Genomic DNA, 17,720 nt, shown 5'->3' with positions numbered 1-17,720 from the left:
AGGCTTGACTTCCAAGACGATTGAGGCGAACAGGACGGGCATGGATTCACGCGCAGCAGAGCAACCCGCCGTGGCCTTCCGCCTCGGGCACATGGGCGACGTGGCGCTGGCCACGGGCGTCCTGGCCCACTGGCATGAAACGGCCGGAACCTCCTTCATTTTCGTGACCAGGGAGGCCAACCTGCCCCTGCTGGAAAACCATCCCGCCGTGGCCGGAACCGTGGGCCTTTCCAAAGCCGACCTGACCGACGCGGGGTGGTTTCGCCGCACCGGCGAACTGGCCCGGCAATATGCCGGAAACGTCCTTGTGGACCTGCACGGCACATTGCGTTCCCGCCTGCTCGCCCTGCGCTGGCATGGAGAGGTGCGCCGCTACCCCAAATTCAGCCTGACCCGCCGCCTGTTCGAGCGCACCCGCGCCGAACGGTTCCGGCGCAGGCTCGAAGCCCTCAACGTCCCCCAGAGATACGCCCTGGCGCTGGACGAAACCGCGCCCCCGCGCGAAGCCCTGCTCCCGCGCATTTACCTGACCGAGACCGAAAAGTCAGACGCGGCCCGGCGGCTCGCCCCCATCGCGAAGAACAGACCTCTGGTCGCCCTGCACCCTTACGCCACCCACCCGGCCAAACAGTGGCCCGCCGAGAACTGGCTGCGGCTGTGCGCCCTGCTCGACGCAGCGGACGTCAACTGGTTCGTGGTGGGCAGAAGCGAAAATCCGCTCCGCAAAGGGCACGACCGCGACCTGACAAACGCCACGAACCTGCGCGAGACCTGCGGGCTGCTTCACGAGGCCGATCTGCTGGTCACGGGCGATTCCGGCCCCATGCACCTGGCCTGCGGCGTATCCACGCCGGTTGTCGCCATTTTCGGTCCCACGGCCAAAGTCTGGGGATTCTACCCGGCCGGACCCGAGGACGTCGTCCTGGAACGGGAGCTGCCCTGCCGCCCCTGCTCCCTGCACGGGGCCAGGCAATGCCCCAGGGGCTTCGAGTGCATGACCCAAACCACGCCGGAGTCGGTCTTCGACGCGGTCCACGCCTCGCTCGGCAAATATCTTCGATAAAAGCGGGGCATCGCCCGCAAAAGGAAGGAAACGGGACGGTTCGGCGGACGGTCAGATCGTCCGGCGTTCTCCCCAGCATCGCGCGATTTCTTCGGCACGGTCCTCAAGCAACGCCCGCACGCCATCCGGGACAAGCAGGCTCAAGTTGCGGCGGTCCAACCAGCGGCGTCGGATATGCCCGCCCTTGATGTCCAGACGGGGTATGTCCAGCAACCTGATCTCGTTGCCCCCGGGCATCCGCCAAACGCCCTCGCCCTCAAGCGTCGCCTCGGGCCACTGCTCGGCCACGAATCCGGCCACCGCCTCCGCGGCCTCCCATCGGTTGACCACCACGAGTGACGCCAGAGTCGGTATTTCCAACCCGCGACGCCAATTGCGCAGCTCCAGAAAGGTGGACGCGCCCAGGATGAAATACAGCTCATTGTCAGGCCGCTCGGTGCGGTAGCATGTCAGGGTGTCGCAGGTGAACGACGGGCCGGACCGCTCCGCCTCCAGCGGATTGGCTCCCAACCCGGGAATGCCTTCGATGGCCCGGCGCACCAAATCCAGCCGCAGCTCGAAGGGCAGCAGCCCCCCGCTTGGCTTATGGGGCGGTTCGGCGGCCGGAACCAACTCGACCCGGTCCAGGCCGAGCTGCTCGTGAACCTCCACCGCCATGCGCACATGGCCGGTATGCACCGGGTTGAAACTGCCGCCGAGTATGCCGATCTTCACTGCCTGTCTCCTTTATGACATAACGATAGCCCTGATGGGCCGAGCCCGCAAGCCGAAGCCGGGAATACGCCGCGCGGCGCAGCGGGCGCACAAAAACGGGCCGCCCCCGAGGACGGCCCGTTCAATGCAACAATATGTGTCGGTCCGGCTATTCGCGGATTTGCCCTTCGCCCAGCAGAACGAACTTGGCGCTGGTCAGCTCCTTGATGCCCATGGGACCATAGGCGTGGAGCTTGGAAGTGGAAATGCCGATCTCCGCGCCGAGGCCGAGCTGGGCTCCGTCGTTGAACCTGGTGGTCGCGTTGGCCACTACCAGGGAGGCGTCCACCTCGCGGATGAAACGCATACAGTGGGCGTAGTCCTCGGACAGGATGGCTTCCGTGTGGTTGGAGCCGTACCGGGCGATGTGGTCCATGGCCTCGTCCAGTCCGTCCACGATCTTGACCGCCAAAACCAGATCCAGGAACTCGAAACCCCAATCCGCATCCACCGCGGGCTCGGCGTATTTCCCGAGCAGGGGCAGTGAACCGGGACACGCCTTGAACTTCACGCCCTTGGGGCCGATGGCCTCGGCCACCCTGGGCAGCAACTCCCCGGCCGCGTCCTTGTGGACGAGCAGGCATTCCAGGGCGTTGCAGCCGCTCGGGTACTGCATCTTGGCGTTCTCGACAATGGGCACGGCCTTGGCCACGTCGCACCCGGCATCGGCAAATATGTGGCACACGCCCTTGTAGTGCTTGAGAACCGGCATGGTCGCCTGGCTGGTCACGGCGCGGATGAGCCCTTCGCCGCCGCGCGGGATGACCACGTCGATGTACTCTTCCAGTTTGAGCAATTCGGTCACGGCCTCGCGATCCGTGGTGGACGGCACCTGAACCGCGTCGCGAGGCAGTCCGGCCTGCTCCAAGGCGCGATGCATGAGCCCGGCGAGGCAGGTGTTGGAGTGGAAGGCCTCGGAACCGCCGCGCAGGATGACCGCGTTGCCCGCTTTGAGGCAGAGGATGCCCGCGTCAACCGTGGCGTTGGGCCGGGATTCGTAGATCATGGCCACCACGCCGAGGGGCACGCGCATACGGCCCACGAGCATTCCGTTGGGCCGCTTGACCATGGACTCGATCTCGCCCACGGGGTCCGCCATGGCCGCCACGTCGCGGCATCCCTTTATCATGGAATTGAGGACCTTCTCGGAAATGGTCAGCCGCTGTACGCGCGCCTTGTCCAGTCCGCGCTCCGCCGCCGCGTCGAGATCGAGCCGGTTGGCCTCACCGATGGCCGGGGCCTCGGATTCCAGCAGGTCGGCCAGAATCAGCAAGGCGTCCTGCCGGGCCTTGCCCGAGGACGCGGAAAGCTTGCGCGACGCCGCCTTGGCGCGCTTGCCCATCTCCACCATCTGTTCGCGAATGTCCATGTTGATCTCCTTGAAAAATACGTCCGCCGACGAATGAAATTCAGCACCGGCAGGCTCATTTTGCTAACCTCGCCCGGGGGCCAAAGTCAATTCCCGTCTTCATGCGCCGAATACGCTTTGGTTCGACTACGCCAGATCAATTTACATTTTTTGTTATTTTTTACGAAAACGGTCCGTTTCCACTACCTGTTATTTGGCGTAATTCCGTCCTATTTCCAAAATAGGCTTTGACCTTTTTTACAATTTTGCTTATCAAGCCCTCTGCGTTGCCGGGCCTAGACTCCCGGCCCGCCCATCTAGAAAATCACCCTCATGGAGGCATGAAAAAAACATGGCTGCAACCAATCCCGTCCAACCCGACGTGCTGGCCGATATCGAGGCGCGCACGCCCGTATCCCTGCACCCCGTTCTCGAAGCCGCATTCAAGTACCGCAAGCAGCTCATCGCCGCGGTCTGCGTCATCCTGGTCGTGACCGTCGCCTACGCGGGCTTCAAGGCTTACAACTCCAGCGCCGCCGCTACCGCCCAGGAACAGCTCGGCGACATCATGGTTTCCTCCACCGGAGCCGACAGACTGGCCAAACTCGAAGCCATGCTCGGCGGCGTTCCGTCCTCCGTTCTGCCCGCCGTCACCCTTGAAGCGGCCCAGACCGCCATGACCGTAGGCGACTACGCCAAGGCCGAAGGCTACTGGAACGACCTGATCGGCATGACCGACGGCGAGATGCGCTTCGTCGCCCGCCTCGGCAAGGCCAAGGCCATGACCCTGGCCGGACACGGCGCCGACGCCCTCAAGGAAATGAAGGGATTGGCCCAGGAGGCCACCGAAGCCTACACCGTCCCGGTCTACCGCCAGCTCGCCCTGGCCGCCGAGGCCGCCGGAGACAAGGCCGAAGCCCTGGCCGCCTACAAGAAGCTGGACGCCGAGAACATCGGCGACAAGCCGTTCATCGAGTACAAGATTTCCCAGCTGGAAAACGAATAACCAATCTTCAATCAACAAAGAGGCCGAGCGCGCAAGCGTCCGGCCGCAGGAGAGGCAAAATGGCAAATCCGCTCTTGGGTGACACCCCCGGCGACACCCATCTGCTCCTCGGCAACGAAGCCATCGTGCGCGGCGCCGTGGAAGCGGGCATCCAGGTGGTGACCTGCTACCCCGGCACCCCCTCCAGTGAAGTGCCCGACACGTTCTATCGCATTTCGCCCGACGGCAACTACTACTTCGAATACTCGGTCAACGAGAAGGTCGCCCTGGAAGTCGCGGGCGGCGCGACTCTGGCCGGAGCCATGACCATGTGCACCATGAAGCACGTGGGCGTAAACGTGGCCGCCGACCCCCTCATGACCCTGTGCTACGTCGGCGCGCCCGGCGGCCTCATGCTTCTGTCCGCCGACGATCCCGGCTGCCACTCCAGCCAGAACGAGCAGGACAACCGCATCTACGCCCGGCTGGGCGGTATGCCGGTGCTGGAGCCCGCTTCGGCGCAGGAAGCCAAGGACATGGCCCGCGACGGCCTGCGCATTTCCAAAAAGCACGGCGCGCCGCTGCTTCTGCGCACCACCACCCGCGTGAACCATCTGCGCGGCCCGGTGGAATTCGGCCCGGCCCCGGCCCCGGCCAAGCCCGAGGGCTTCAAGCGCAACCCGTCCCATTTCGTGCCCATTCCGGCCTTTTCCCGGCCCATGCACATCCGCCTCATGGAACGCATGGAAGCACTGCGCGAGGAAGCCGAGAACTCCCCGTACAACACCGTGACCGGCACCGGCGGCTTCGGCATCGTCTGCTCCGGCATCAGCCGCGCCTACGTGGCCGACGCCCTGGAGAATTCCGGCCTGGCCGACAAGGTCAAGGTCCTGGAGCTCGGGTTCACCAACCCCCTGCCCGAACGCCTGTGTCTCGACTTCCTCAAGTCCGTGAAAACGGTCCTGGTGGTCGAGGAACTGGAGCCGGTCCTGGAGAACGATCTCCGCGTCCTGGCCCAGAAGAACGGGCTGTCCGTCGAGATCAAGGGCAAGGACGTCCTGCCCCGCAACGGCGAATTCACCGTCACCATGGTGGAGAACGTCATCCGCGAGGCCCTCGGCGAAGCGCCAGTGCCCACCTGTGAATGCGGTCTGCCCGATCTGCCCGGCCGTCCGCCGAACCTGTGCGCGGGCTGCCCGCACCGCGGCACCTACTTCGCCGCCCGCAAGGTCTTCGGCGACGAGGCGGTCTATTCCTCGGACATCGGCTGCTACACCCTCGGCCTGCTGCCCCCGTTGCAGACCGCCGACTTCCTGGTGTGCATGGGTTCCTCCATCTCGGCGGGCGGCGGACTGGCCAAGGCCTCAGGACAGACCGTGGTCGCATTCATCGGCGACTCCACCTTCTTCCATTCCGGCCTGACCGGCATAGCCAACGCCGTCTTCAACTCCCATGACGTGCTCATCGTCATTCTGGACAACCGGACCACGGCCATGACCGGCCACCAGCCGAACCCCGGCGTGGACCGCACCGTTCTCGGCGACAACGACCATCCGCTGGACATCGAGTCCGCTGTGCGCGGCCTGGGCGTCACCGAAGTCCGCACGGTCAATCCGTTCAACCAGAAGAAGACCATGGCCGCCATGGAAGAACTCAAGGAAATGTCCGGCGTGCGCGTGCTCATCGCCAAGGAGCCCTGTCCGCTCTACACCCGCCGGGTCTACAAGAAGGTCGCTCCGCAGGTGGCCTACGTGTCCGAATCCTGCACCGGCCGTTTCGATTGCCTGGACAAGCTGGCGTGCCCGGCCATGTACAAGGAAGGCGGCAAGGCCGCGGTCAACCCCATCCTGTGCAACGGCTGTATGCTCTGCCTCCAGGTCTGCGGACACATCAAAGCCAAGAAGAGAGGCAGCTAATCATGGGCGATACCAAGAAAATCCGCATATTCATGACCGGCGTCGGCGGCCAGGGCACCCTGACCGCCACCACCCTGCTGGCGAAGACCGTGCTCAGCCAGGGGCTGACCGTGACCTCCGGCGAGATTCACGGCATGGCCCAGCGCGGCGGCGTGGTCGAATCTACCGTCCTCATAGGCTGCAAGTCGCCCAAGATAGGCCACGGCGAGGCCGACATTCTCCTCGGCTTCGAGCCCATGGAGACCATGCGCGCCCTGCCGTACCTGCGCCAGGGCGGCCTGGTGGTCTCGTCCACCGAGTTCATGCCGCCCCTGGCCGTCGCCATGGGCAAGCAGGAATGCCCGACCATCGACGACATCAAAAAGGCCGTTCAGGCCTGCACGAGCAAGGCGTACTTCATGGCCAACCAGTCCATCGGCCTCGAAGCGGGCGCGGTGCAGTCCGGAAACATCGCCATGCTCGGCGCGCTCTGCGCGGCAGGCGAACTGCCCTTCGGTCCCGAGGCCCTGGAGGCCGCCATCAAGGCCAACCTCCCCGCAAAGCTTCAGGCCGTGAACCTCAAAGCGCTGGAGCTCGGCGTCAAAGCGCTAAACGCTTAGAGAATACAAATGGCAACCTACACGCAGGACCACTCCGATCTCGGCTATCTGAATACGCTGAAGACCATTCAGGAATCCTTAAGGCAGGAACAAACCCTTGAGGAAGCGCTCAACGCGCTCCTGAAAACTCTGGCCCTGGACATGGAATACGTCCGGGCGTTCATGGTCATCATGGACCCCAAGACAGAAAACCTGAAGCTCTCGCTGACCTACAGCCCCGCGCAATCCGACGACGTCACCTACTCGCCGGGCCGGGGCATCATCGGCAGGGTCTTCAATTCCGGGCAATCCATCAGCGTGCCCCGCATGTCCGACGATCCCGAGTTCCTGAACAAGGCGTTCGGCCGCAGCGAAGAAGAGCTGAGGAAACTCGGCTTCATCTGTGTCCCGGTCATCAACATCCGTTCGGACGAATCCGAGGTCATCGGCGCGCTGTCCGTGGACGTGCCTCTCATCCCGGCCGACGACATGGCCGCCCACCGCGACTTCCTGGAAGTGGTGGCGGGCATCATCGCCGGGCATGTGGCGCAGTTGCAGGAGGAGATGGCCACCCAGAACCACCTGCTCTCTCAAGGGCTGATGGCCGGAGGAGCCGAGGCGACTCCGCCCAAGGACTTCGTGGCCGCCTCCAAGGCCATGCGGCTGGTTCTGCGCCAGTCCGCACAGGTGGCCCCGAGCCGCGCCACCGCGTTGTTGCGCGGCGAATCCGGCACCGGCAAGGAACTGCTGGCCGAGGCCATCCACCAGGCCAGCCCGCGCGCGGACAAGCCGCTCATCAAGCTCAACTGCGCGGCCCTGCCGTCCGAGCTCATCGAGTCCGAGCTGTTCGGCCACCAGAAAGGCGCTTTCACCGGAGCTTTCCAGACCAAGCGAGGCCTGTTCGAGGTCGCCGACCAGGGCACCCTGTTCCTGGATGAAATCGGCGAGCTGTCCATGGACGCCCAGGCCAAGGTGCTCCGGGCCATCCAGGAAAAGGAAATCCAGCGGGTCGGCAGCGAGCAGACCATCACGGTGGATGTGCGCCTCATCTGCGCCACCCACCAGCCGCTGGAAGAGCTGCTGGAAAAGGGCCTGTTCCGCGAAGACCTGTACTATCGCATCAACGTCTTCCCCATCTTCATTCCGCCCCTCAAGGAGCGGCGGGAGGACATCCTGCCCCTGGCCGAACACTTCCTGGCCGAATTCACCGATGAATACGGCAAGGAGGTCAAACGCATCTCCACGCCCGCCATCGAGCTGCTGGTCATGTACCACTGGCCAGGCAACGTGCGCGAGTTGAAGAACTGCATGGAACGCGCGGTCCTGCTCTGCGAGGAACAGGTCATCCGCACCTACCACCTGCCGCCCACCCTCCAGTCGGCGGAAAGCTCCGCCACGGGCACCAACCTCTCCTTCGGCGAGGCCGTGGCCAAGTTCGAGCAGGAACTGCTGGTCGACTCGCTGAAGAAGACCGGCGGCAACATGCTGCAATCAGCCCGCGACCTGCGCGTGTCCTACCGGATCGTCAACTACAAGGTGAAGAAGTACAACATCGACGTGAAGAAGTACTCGCAAACCAAGAAGAAGAGCAAAAAGAAACTCGAAATGTAATCCGAGTCGAACGTGTTGAAAAGGTGACTCCCCCTCAACTCCCTGAAGAGGGAAATCAGGCGTTGATAGCCGCTTCGCGGCAATAGTCGGATGATTTCGCCTCCGGCGGGCAAGGATGCGCGCCCTTGCATCCCCCAGCAAGCGCCCTCGGCGCGGGCTTTTTCGCTCCGCGTCGTTCTGCGGCAAAAGCGGGGAGTCAACAACATGGATTCCATAAAAAAAGGCGGTCCGGACTATCCGGACCGCCTTTTTCATACTCGTCTGAAAGGCTCTATTTGAAGGAACGGGAGAACAGCTCCTCAAGAGCCTTCTTGCCGTTTTCCTCCAGGAAGCGGGTGCCGGTGCCGGTGAAATGGCCAGCGGTGACGACCGGAGCCTCGACCTCGACCCAGGCACCGTGCTGCCACTCGGACCAGGCGTCCTTGGCCTGATCGAAGACGTACAGCTCCTTGTTGCAGATCTTGGCGAACTCGGCTCCCCAGCCGGTGCCGCCCTTGACCGTGCCGTCTTCCAGAATGGTGCCGACAACGAAAATCTGCTGGCTGGAATCCACCTGCCACATGATGGTCTGAAGGACCTTGCGCATCTTCTCGGCGTTGGTGAACTTGCGGTTCAGGAGCTTGGAAACGTAGGTCAGGCTGACGTCCTTCTGGGTCAGCTCCTCATCGGTCAGAACGCGCACGCCGCGGGTGCGTTCGATGCGGTGGCCTTCAAAGGTGTAGTTCACTTCGGACAGGCCGTAATACTCGGCGAGCTTGCCGAACTGATTCTCGGCACCCTGGGCGCCGCCGCTGAAAAGAGTGTAGTTCTGGTAAGGCATGGTCTCTCCTTGATGTGATTGAATGCGAAATTCGGTCGCGGCCGACGGCCTGACACGCCCACTATGCACATCCTGTCGCCACGAAGCAATGGCACTGCCCCAAAACAAGCCAAAAATCCATCTTTTTCTGGCAAAAATAATGGTTCTCGCCGCCCTGTTCTTTCAATGCGCTTACACCTCGCCATTGACTTGCCGGGAAGTATGCATACATATAAGCGATAATGGCTACTACTCCCAATTCAGGAGACAACCCATGAAGCGTCAATTCGCATTCATCATTCTAATGGGGGCCATAGCGCTTTCGCTCGGCTTCGGAACTCCCCCATCCTTTTCATCGGAGGAAGTGAAAATGGCAGATAACGGCATGTTGAAACTGGAAACGGCCACCCTGGCGGGCGGGTGCTTCTGGTGCGTCGAATCGGACATGGAAAAATTACCCGGCGTGATAAAGGCCGTTTCCGGCTATGCGGGCGGCGTCGAAGCCGATCCCAGCTACGAGCAGGTGGCCACCGGCCTCACCAGCCACCGCGAAGCGGTACAGGTCACTTTCGACCCGTCGCGGATCAGCTACGCCCAGGTGCTCGACCATTACTGGCGTCATTTCGATCCCACCGACGACGGCGGTTCCTTCGGCGACCGGGGGTTCCAATACACCTCGGCCGTCTTCTATCACAGCGAACAACAACGGGAGATCGCAGAAGCGTCCAAACTGGCTCTCGACGAATCCGGCCGGTTCGACAGCCCGGTGGTCACGCCTGTAATCGAGTACACCACTTTCTACCCCGCCGAGGACTACCACCAGGGATACTCCGGCCTCAACCCGATGCGTTACAAGACCTACCGCCGCTTTTCGGGCCGCGACAGGTTCGTGAACGAGTTCTGGGGCGACGAGGCCGACGACGTCATCGAAGCGGCCCGGCAGGACACGCCCGAACCGCCGGCCCCGGACGGCACGTTCACCAAGCCCGGCGACGCCGAGCTCAAGCGGGCCCTGACGCCCCTTCAGTACCAGGTCACGCAGCACGAAGGCACAGAAGCGCCCTTCAACAACGAATACTGGGACAACCACGCTGAAGGCATCTACGTGGACGTGGTCAGCGGCGAACCGCTCTTCTCAAGCCGGGACAAATACGATTCCGGCACGGGGTGGCCGAGTTTCAGCAAGCCGCTGGTCCCGGAAAACCTCGTTGAAAAGGTGGACCGGCGTCTCTTCCAGCCCCGCACCGAGGTGCGCAGCAAGGCCGCCGACTCCCATCTGGGCCATGTCTTCCCGGACGGCCCGCAGCCCACGGGCCAACGCTACTGCATGAACTCCGCCGCCCTGCGCTTTATCCCCAAGGATAAAATGGAAGCCGAGGGGTATGGTGAATTCCTGTACCTGTTTGACTAGCCACGCATTTCGCAAAACGCAAAGGAGCCGTTCCAAATGGGGCGGCTCTTTTTTTGACTGCGGAGAGGAGGAGGAAATCAAGATTTGAAGTCCGCTGCGCGGCAATTGTCGAATGACTTGGCCTCCGGCGGGGAAGGATTCGCCCCTTCCATCCCGCTTTGTGTCTTTGACGCGAACCGGCCACGAATTGCCGCCCCAGGGATTGACAGTCTCCCCGTACCAAGATAGCGCGGCGACTCAGGGACGAAATCTCCCCAAACCGCAATCGCCGAGGAATGCAATGCCCTTCACCCGCATAGACATGGATACGTGGAAACGACGAGAACTCTTCAGACATTTCACGGAAGTCGCGCCTTGTTCTTTCAGCATGACCGCCAATCTCGACATAACCCGTTTTCGCGCGACGCAGAAAGCGAACGGCCTCAAGCTGTACCCGATGCTCATCTGCCTGATCGCCGGGGCCGTGAACACCATGCCCGAGTTCAGGACCGCCTACCGCGAATCCGGTGAACTCGTTATTCACGACATCCTCCACCCTTCGTACACCGTCTTCGACAAGGAATCCGAGCTGTTTTCCGCCATATGGACGGAATTCGACGGCAATCGCAACGCCATGTACGAAGCCGTCCTCGACGACATGGCGCGATACGGCGGCACCAGGCGGTATTGCCCAAAGCCCGACCCGCCGGAGAATCTGTTCAACATCTCCGCCATCCCCTGGACGAGCTTCACCGGCTTCAACCTCAACCTGCCCCGGGCCGAAAAGTACCTCCTGCCCATCTTCACCATGGGCAAATTCTTCGAGCAGGGAGCAAGCGTCCAACTCCCCCTGGCGATCCAGGCGCATCACGCCGTCTGCGACGGATTCCACGCGTCTCGCCTGCTGGAACAGCTTCAGGACCTGCTTGATCGGGGAATGAGAGACGGCCGGTACAGCACCAGCGATGATTTATACTTAGGAGACGGAGAAGGCCACACACACTGTCTGGCGTCTCGCAAATGACAGGTTGGCGGCAATGCCCACTCAGCTCCGTTTTTTTTCACTCCCGATGATCGTTTCAAAAAGAGGAGTAAAAACGTTTTTAACGAGCTGCGCCCCCTGCGGGGTCAGGTGGTTCCCGTCACGGTAGAGCAGATAACCGTCCCTCACGGCACGAATGACTTCATCTTGGACCAACGCTGGCCACGGATCCAAGATATGCAGACGTGGAGAGGAAAAATCCCGGAACAGGCTGGAGATGGCATATTGCCTGCGACGGTCAACGGTTTCTCTATACCCCTCCGTAATGAGCCGCACGGCGAACACGGGATTGCGTCGAAACCGAGGCACATCTTCAACAATCCACACATGATGGCCAGTCCGTATCAATTTCTTGACCGTCCGACGGAATGCTATAGCGAAATCCTGTGTAGCCCAAGCGCTTCTGTTCCCCAATTTCCGGTAATCGAGATAGCCTCTCCAATTCCCCACCAGGACTACGTGCTGCACTTTACGCTCATTTATGTACTGCAACCAAAGTTCGGCATAAGGATTTTCTTTTTTAGTGGTGGGAATCGGCGCGGTGGAGCCATGGGTTCCCAAAACACCCGATACACCATATTGCTCCGCAAAAGCGTCAAAGGCGTAAGCCAAAGCTCGCGCATGGCTATCGCCGACGACCATAAACATGGGAGTATCCCCCTCTCCCAATGCGGGGTATTTTCCCTTCGTCATATCGTTGTACGAGGACTCGGGATAAAGGCTCAAATCCAATATCGCCTGGTTCGCAGGGGCAGGGAAAAAGAAAAATCCGACCATCACAAGAGCAGCAGAACTCACTACATAAGGAGACATGCGCTGCAGACAGGATACCCAGTTCTCTTTTCGGCGGAAAGGCTGCTCAATGTACTTCCACGAAAGGGTCGCCAAGCCCGTCGATACGAGTATAATTCCAAAATCAAATAAAAAGGTCTTTTGAATCGAACACTTGAATACTAAAATATTCCAAAACACTATGACCGGCCAATGCCATAGATATAATGAATAAGAAATTTTCCCGATAAATCGAACCGGAGTAATTGCAAAGAACTTATGAGCCAAAGTGCCCTCGCGGGCACAAATTATAAAAAGGACTGTCCCTATACAAACAAACAATGCCTTTTCCGCAAAAAAAGTACTCCCGGTATACAAGGCCAGGGCAAATATCAGAAACAACGCCCCAGCCGAACTGAGGATGTTGCCCGCAAGAGTTGTTTCACCTATGCGTGGATGCTTAACAAGCAGCAAGGCCGTCATTGTGCCGAGGGCCAGCTCCCACATACGCGAAGGGAGCATGTAAAACAAAAACTCCGGAGAAACTAGGCCACGGCCGTACCTGCAAAAGACGTACGAAATCGCTGTCATCAGACCGAAGACAAGCCAGACCCACCGCCTGCGCCGCACGGCGCAACGGGAGAGAACCGCGAAGACAGCCGGTATGATGATATAGAATTGTTCCTCGATGCCCAGCGTCCAAGTATGCAGCAGGGGAACGAACTTGGCGTCCAAGGCAAAATACCCAGAGTGTTGCCAGAAGAAGATATTGGAGACAGAGAATAGCGCTGCGACGGCGGATTTGAGGTATTGGGAAAAAGCCTCGGTTCCGGTCAGCGGGAGAACCAGAAAAAACGAACCCGTCAGGCAAACCAGCAGCGCCGGAGCTATTCTCCGGATGCGCCGAAGATAAAAATGGGAAATGGAGACCTTTCCCTTTGCCTGCAACTCGCTGAGCAGGACTGAAGAAATGAGATAACCGGATATGACAAAAAAAATGTCTACGCCGAGCCATCCCCCGCGTACGACCGTCCATTCAAGATGATAAAAAAGGACTCCCAGAACGGCCAGCGCTCTCAACCCGTCAATTTCAGGACGATATTTCACTCAACTTAACCTGTATTGCCTTAAGAAAAACCTTCGCCATCCGGTTGGCCGCGCGTATCAACAAAAAAAGACCGTTGCGCGTGGCGCCCTTACCCCTTGAACACCCTCGGCGCGCCGCCGGTGTCTTCCACGCGGAAGCCCGCCGCCGCGATCTTGTCGCGCAGTTCGTCCGACAGGGCGAAGTCCTTGGCTTCTCGCGCCTTCTGACGGTCGGCGACCATGCCCTGGACCTCGGCGGGGAGGTCTGAAAAGGGAATGGGCATCTGGGCGGGATCGAGGATGGCCAGGATGACGTCGACGGCCTTGAGTTCGTCGAGGCAGACCGCAGCGGACGCGCCGGTGAGTTCGTCGTTGGCGGCCCAATGGTTGACCTGTTTGACGAACTTGAACAGGGCGGGCCAGAACGTATGGAGCTTGAGGCCGTCGTCCATGGCCGTTTTGAAGGCCGCCTTGAGATCGAAAACGGCCTGGTTCACATTGCTGGACACGGTGTCGCCGCGCGCGCTCAGTGAAAGCGTGAGAGCCGCCGCGCCCTCCTGAATACGCCGCCAGTTGCGCGCCCACATGGCCAGATTGTCGTCGGACGCGCACAACTGCTTGCGGGGGGACACCGACAGCAGCCAGAGCCGGGCCGCACGGTAGCCGCCCAGCTTTTCGGCCACGCTCGCCAAGGTCTCGCCCTCACCCTCGGAAGTCTGCTGGCAAGCCATCCACGCCTGGACCTCACGCCCGGCCGTGGACCAGATGGCCCGCAGGTTCTCCAGATGGGGAAAACGATGCTTGTCAGAGCCGATCATCACATCCGTGCGATCCGCCCCGTCCAGGGCCATGGCCGCATGTTGCAGGAACCAGCTCGGACGCACGTTGCCCCACGGGGTCTCCAGCACTTCACCGCGTTTCAGGTCCATGAGCGAGGCACGCTTGAGCAGCGTGAAATCGAGGGGGTTGTCCTTGACGTAGGCGTCCAGGTCCACGGTGCGGCCGCCGGACACCTTGTCCATGTCCACGGTGCCGATCTCGCCGTACCGCTTGTCGCGGAACACGTCGAAATACACGGAACGCAACTTCTCGTAGGCCAACCCCTTGCCCAGAAGCTTGCGGCACAAATTCAGGGCGGTCTCGTTACTCGCCGAGGACAGGGGAAATTTCAGGGAATCCGACAACCCCATGACACGGCCGCGCTCCAGAATCGTCTCTCGCCGGGCTTCGGCTAGGGAGGCCCGGTCCATGCCCGTTTCGCGGGCGGCCGCCAGGGTGCGGTCGTCCATGTCGGTCAGCCCTGCCACGCCCACGGCCTCCACGCCGCGCCCGGCCAGGTGACGGATGAACACGTCGAGCAGCACCAGCCTGCGCCAGGAATCCAGGCCGTCAGGATTGTCCAGGCTCGGCCCCATGGTGTACGCGCCCAGCCCGTTGCCGGTGTTGAGCATCTTCCCGGCGTTGGACGCCATGTCGAAAATCGTCACGCCGCTGCCGGACCGCCGACGGTACAGGTGGGTGGACAGATACCGCTCGCCGGAGTCGGGGAAGATGACCACGATGAGCCCCTTGTCCAGACGTTCGGCCAACTGCAAGGCGCCGCCGAGAGCCGCGCCCGAACTCATGCCCGCGAAAATGCCCTCCTCGCGGGCGAGTCTGCGGCAGTTCTCGAAGGCGACCTCGTCCTCGACGTGCAGGACCTCGTCCAGGGCGGTCTTGTCATAGATGCCCGGCGGATAGGATTCGAGCATGTTCTTGAGGCCCTGGATCTTGTGGCCCGCATAGGGCTCCACTGCGGCCACGTAGACGTCGCCCATCTCGTGCAGCCTCTTGGCGATGCCCATGGCCGTGCCCGAGGTGCCGAGGGTCATGACGCAGTGCGTCACCGCGCCGCCGGTCTGGTTCCAGATTTCCAGCCCGGTGCCCATGTAGTGCGCCTGTATGGAGGCCAGGTTGTTGTACTGGTCCATGAGCACATACTTTTCCGGTTCCTCGCGGGCGTAGCGGTAGGCCTGCTCGATGGCCCCGTCGGTGGCCAGATGGCCGGGGGTCAGTTCCAGCTCCGCGCCGTAGGCGGCCATGATCATCTTGCGTTCTTCGCTGGCCGTCTCGGGCATGATGAGCTTGATGCGATAGCCCTTGATGGCCGCAACCATGGCCAGCCCCACGCCGGTATTGCCCGAGGTGGCCTCGATGATGATCTTGTCTCCGGTCAGCTCACCCGACTTTTCCGCGGCCTCGATCATGGCCGCGGCCACGCGGTCCTTGATGGACCCGCCGGGATTGCGGCTCTCGATCTTGGCCAAAATCCTGACGTTCGGATTGGGGTTGAGGCGGCGTATCTCCACCAGCGGCGTGTCGCCGATCAGTTCGAGCAGGTTCTTGTTCATCGCAGCGCCCTGAAATCATGCGGTTTGGATTGGAAATGGATGCCCGCACCCTAGGGCAAAAAAAGGCATGACGCAACTGGCATACAATCTGCATTTTCTCCTCGTCACCGTCCATTTTTTGAGCATGAGAGGCCGCGCCATGAATCCGTACCCGTTTCTGAAAGACAACATCGAATACCTGCAACGCACTGGGAATCCCATCTTCCAGTGGCTCTCCTCCCGGCCGTTCGATGAAGACAAACTGCGAAGCGGCCTGTTCGTCAACGAATTCGGGCTGCTCGACTGGCGTATGGATAGCGGCAAGGGAATCCTCGAATCCCTCCCGCCCCAAGGATTGTACGGCAACTGGGTGACGCCGGAAAAAGCCGTGACCTCGGCCACGTTCATCGTCGGCTCCAATCTGGGGTACGGCGTGAACCACGTGCTCGGCAACACGCCGGACACGCACAAGGTCATGCTTCTCGAACCCCGGCCGGAAATGCTCCTGGCCTGCCTGGGTCAGACCGATTACCGCCCCTTCTTCGAACGCAAAAAACTCCACATCATGATTCCGGACGAGCGCTTCCTGTCGGAAGTGGTCCGCAACCTCGACCTGCAATTCATCTACGGCCGTATTCACCTCAAGAACGACATTCCCAGCCGCCAACTCGGGCCGGAATACGCCCGCTGGTCCACCTGGCTGAAAAACTCGCTCGAAAATTTCTCCCTGGAGCTGTCCACCCTGCGCCACCGGCAGGACGTCATGGTCGGCAACGAGATCGACAACTTCGCCAAGGCCATGCGCGACGGCAGCCTCAAGCCCATGGAAGGCAAGGGCGCGGGCGTGGGCGCGGTCATCCTCGGCGCGGGGCCGTCCCTGGAAATCATGGCCCCCCTGCTCAAGGAAAAAACGGGGCATGTGCTCTACACCTGCGCCCTGCAAACCCTTCCGTCCCTCCAGACGCTCGGCATCAGGCCGCACCTGTGCGCGGCCATCGACTACGACTCGTCCATGCTCAAGGTGTTCGAAAGACTGGACCCCGACTTCGTCCAGGATGTGCCGCTTATCTATTCCACGAAAATCGACCCCATGATCCTCAAACGGTACCCCGGCCCCACCCTGCCCCTGTGGACGGTGGGCGGCGTGGGCACCTACGTCCTCAAGGAACGGGACCTGGTTCTGGACGCGGGCGGCAACGTGTCCGTCACCCTGTCGCGCTTCCTGCGCTATTGCGGCGTTTCCCACCTGCTCCTGGCCGGGCAGGACTACGCCTGGATCAACGGACGCTCCCACTCTGGCGGCCATCACAACCAAACCACCAACATGCGCCTCAAGTCCTGGCACCAGACCACCAAAAACATGGACGGCGAGGAAATCCTGACCACGGTGCAGTACATGACCGCAAAACGCGAGCTGGAGGGAGACCTCAAGCAATCCGAATTTCCCGTGTACAATCTCTACGGCGGCGGCGTCCCCATCGAGGGAACCAAGGTCGTGGACGTGGAGACGGCCTATGCGCAGGGCGTTCTGGCCTCTGCGCCGGGCGCGGTCGAGCGTTTCCTGGGCGACCTCCGCGCCTGCCGGCACAACGCCCCGCCCCTGCGCATGGACCCGCGCTCGCCCATGTGGACCACCTCCCTCCATAATATGGAAAAGCACCTCGGCAAGCTCTTCAAAAATCTCAAGGCGAATCAGAAGAGCGTGCATGAGGCGCTCAACCGCATGGAGCTGTTCATCAAGCAGGACCCGCTCTATGCCCCGTACCTGTTCAACGAGATCGTGGACCTCGCCGGACTGACGCGGGCCAAGTTCGCTTACGAGGCAAAGGATCTGGGCGAACTCAAACGCATCGGCAGATGCATCCTCAAAAAGGTCCGGGAGATCGACCGCAAGGTCTGCCTGCCCCCGGACGATCAGGCCGTCGCCTGATCCGGACGCGGCGTTCCAACTTCCCGCAAACACGGATGAATCAACCGACGCTTGTCATTGCGCCGGTTCCATGAAATAG

13 protein-coding genes are annotated in these 17,720 nt (G+C 61.4%); 8 read left to right on the top strand and 5 right to left on the bottom strand.

Annotated features, from left to right (window positions below):
* Window positions 1-40: 40 nt before the first annotated feature.
* Window positions 41-1,063 (top strand): glycosyltransferase family 9 protein, encoded by a 1,023-nt coding sequence (locus PSN43_RS09565; RefSeq protein ID WP_272700494.1) that lies wholly within the window; start codon window positions 41-43, stop codon window positions 1,061-1,063.
* Between the two features lie 51 nt (window positions 1,064-1,114).
* Here PSN43_RS09565 and nadD read toward each other — a convergent pair whose 3' ends face one another.
* Both nadD and PSN43_RS09555 read right to left on the bottom strand, forming a co-directional pair.
* Window positions 1,115-1,777: a nicotinate (nicotinamide) nucleotide adenylyltransferase gene (gene nadD, locus PSN43_RS09560; RefSeq protein ID WP_272700493.1), complete on the bottom strand. Its 663-nt coding sequence runs from the start codon at window positions 1,775-1,777 to the stop codon at window positions 1,115-1,117.
* A 148-nt stretch (window positions 1,778-1,925) separates the two neighbouring features.
* A complete protein-coding gene (locus PSN43_RS09555; protein ID WP_272700492.1) occupies window positions 1,926-3,185 on the bottom strand; it encodes a glutamate-5-semialdehyde dehydrogenase in 1,260 nt (419 codons plus the stop codon).
* Between the two features lie 331 nt (window positions 3,186-3,516).
* Between PSN43_RS09555 and PSN43_RS09550 the strand changes: the two genes are divergently transcribed.
* From PSN43_RS09550 to PSN43_RS09535, 4 genes are read left to right on the top strand one after another with little or no spacing between them, the layout of a single operon-like run.
* On the top strand, window positions 3,517-4,170 hold the full coding sequence (locus tag PSN43_RS09550) for a tetratricopeptide repeat protein (protein ID WP_272700491.1): 654 nt from the start codon (window positions 3,517-3,519) through the stop codon (window positions 4,168-4,170).
* 59 nt (window positions 4,171-4,229) lie between these two features.
* Window positions 4,230-6,065 carry an indolepyruvate ferredoxin oxidoreductase subunit alpha gene (gene iorA / locus PSN43_RS09545; RefSeq protein ID WP_272700490.1) on the top strand — a complete coding sequence of 612 codons (1,836 nt, stop codon included), beginning with the start codon at window positions 4,230-4,232 and terminating at the stop codon, window positions 6,063-6,065.
* A gap of 2 nt (window positions 6,066-6,067) precedes the next feature.
* On the top strand, window positions 6,068-6,664 hold the full coding sequence (locus PSN43_RS09540; RefSeq protein ID WP_272700489.1) for an indolepyruvate oxidoreductase subunit beta: 597 nt from the start codon (window positions 6,068-6,070) through the stop codon (window positions 6,662-6,664).
* A 9-nt stretch (window positions 6,665-6,673) separates the two neighbouring features.
* Window positions 6,674-8,254, top strand: a complete 1,581-nt coding sequence (locus PSN43_RS09535) for a sigma-54-dependent Fis family transcriptional regulator (protein ID WP_272700488.1) — start codon at window positions 6,674-6,676, stop codon at window positions 8,252-8,254.
* Between the two features lie 271 nt (window positions 8,255-8,525).
* Here PSN43_RS09535 and PSN43_RS09530 read toward each other — a convergent pair whose 3' ends face one another.
* A complete protein-coding gene (locus PSN43_RS09530) occupies window positions 8,526-9,074 on the bottom strand; it encodes a hypothetical protein (protein WP_272700487.1) in 549 nt (182 codons plus the stop codon).
* A 253-nt stretch (window positions 9,075-9,327) separates the two neighbouring features.
* On the opposite strand from PSN43_RS09530, the gene msrB reads away from it, so the two are divergent.
* Window positions 9,328-10,464, top strand: a complete 1,137-nt coding sequence (msrB, locus tag PSN43_RS09525) for a peptide-methionine (R)-S-oxide reductase MsrB (RefSeq protein ID WP_442874871.1) — start codon at window positions 9,328-9,330, stop codon at window positions 10,462-10,464.
* A gap of 112 nt (window positions 10,465-10,576) precedes the next feature.
* The gene (catA, locus tag PSN43_RS09520; RefSeq protein WP_336314030.1) at window positions 10,577-11,467 is read left to right on the top strand and encodes a type A chloramphenicol O-acetyltransferase; all 891 of its coding nucleotides are present in this window, start codon (window positions 10,577-10,579) and stop codon (window positions 11,465-11,467) included.
* 21 nt (window positions 11,468-11,488) lie between these two features.
* Here the strand turns inward: catA and PSN43_RS09515 are convergent, their stop codons facing one another.
* Together PSN43_RS09515 and PSN43_RS09510 are read right to left on the bottom strand one after the other, a co-directional pair.
* Window positions 11,489-13,363: an acyltransferase family protein gene (locus PSN43_RS09515; RefSeq protein ID WP_272700484.1), complete on the bottom strand. Its 1,875-nt coding sequence runs from the start codon at window positions 13,361-13,363 to the stop codon at window positions 11,489-11,491.
* A gap of 89 nt (window positions 13,364-13,452) precedes the next feature.
* A complete protein-coding gene (locus PSN43_RS09510; RefSeq protein ID WP_272700483.1) occupies window positions 13,453-15,732 on the bottom strand; it encodes a cysteine synthase in 2,280 nt (759 codons plus the stop codon).
* A 67-nt stretch (window positions 15,733-15,799) separates the two neighbouring features.
* Here PSN43_RS09510 and PSN43_RS09505 point away from each other — a divergent pair, with 67 nt between their 5' ends.
* Entirely contained in the window at window positions 15,800-17,641 is a 1,842-nt protein-coding gene (locus PSN43_RS09505) for a motility associated factor glycosyltransferase family protein (protein ID WP_336314029.1), read from the top strand.
* Window positions 17,642-17,720: the final 79 nt, after the last annotated feature.

The sequence above is a fragment of the Desulfovibrio sp. Fe33 genome, assembly GCF_028532725.1.
In the GTDB taxonomy this organism is placed as follows: domain Bacteria; phylum Desulfobacterota; class Desulfovibrionia; order Desulfovibrionales; family Desulfovibrionaceae; genus Pseudodesulfovibrio.
Note: the sequence above shows the minus strand (reverse complement) of the source record. Positions and strands in the feature narration are given on the sequence as shown.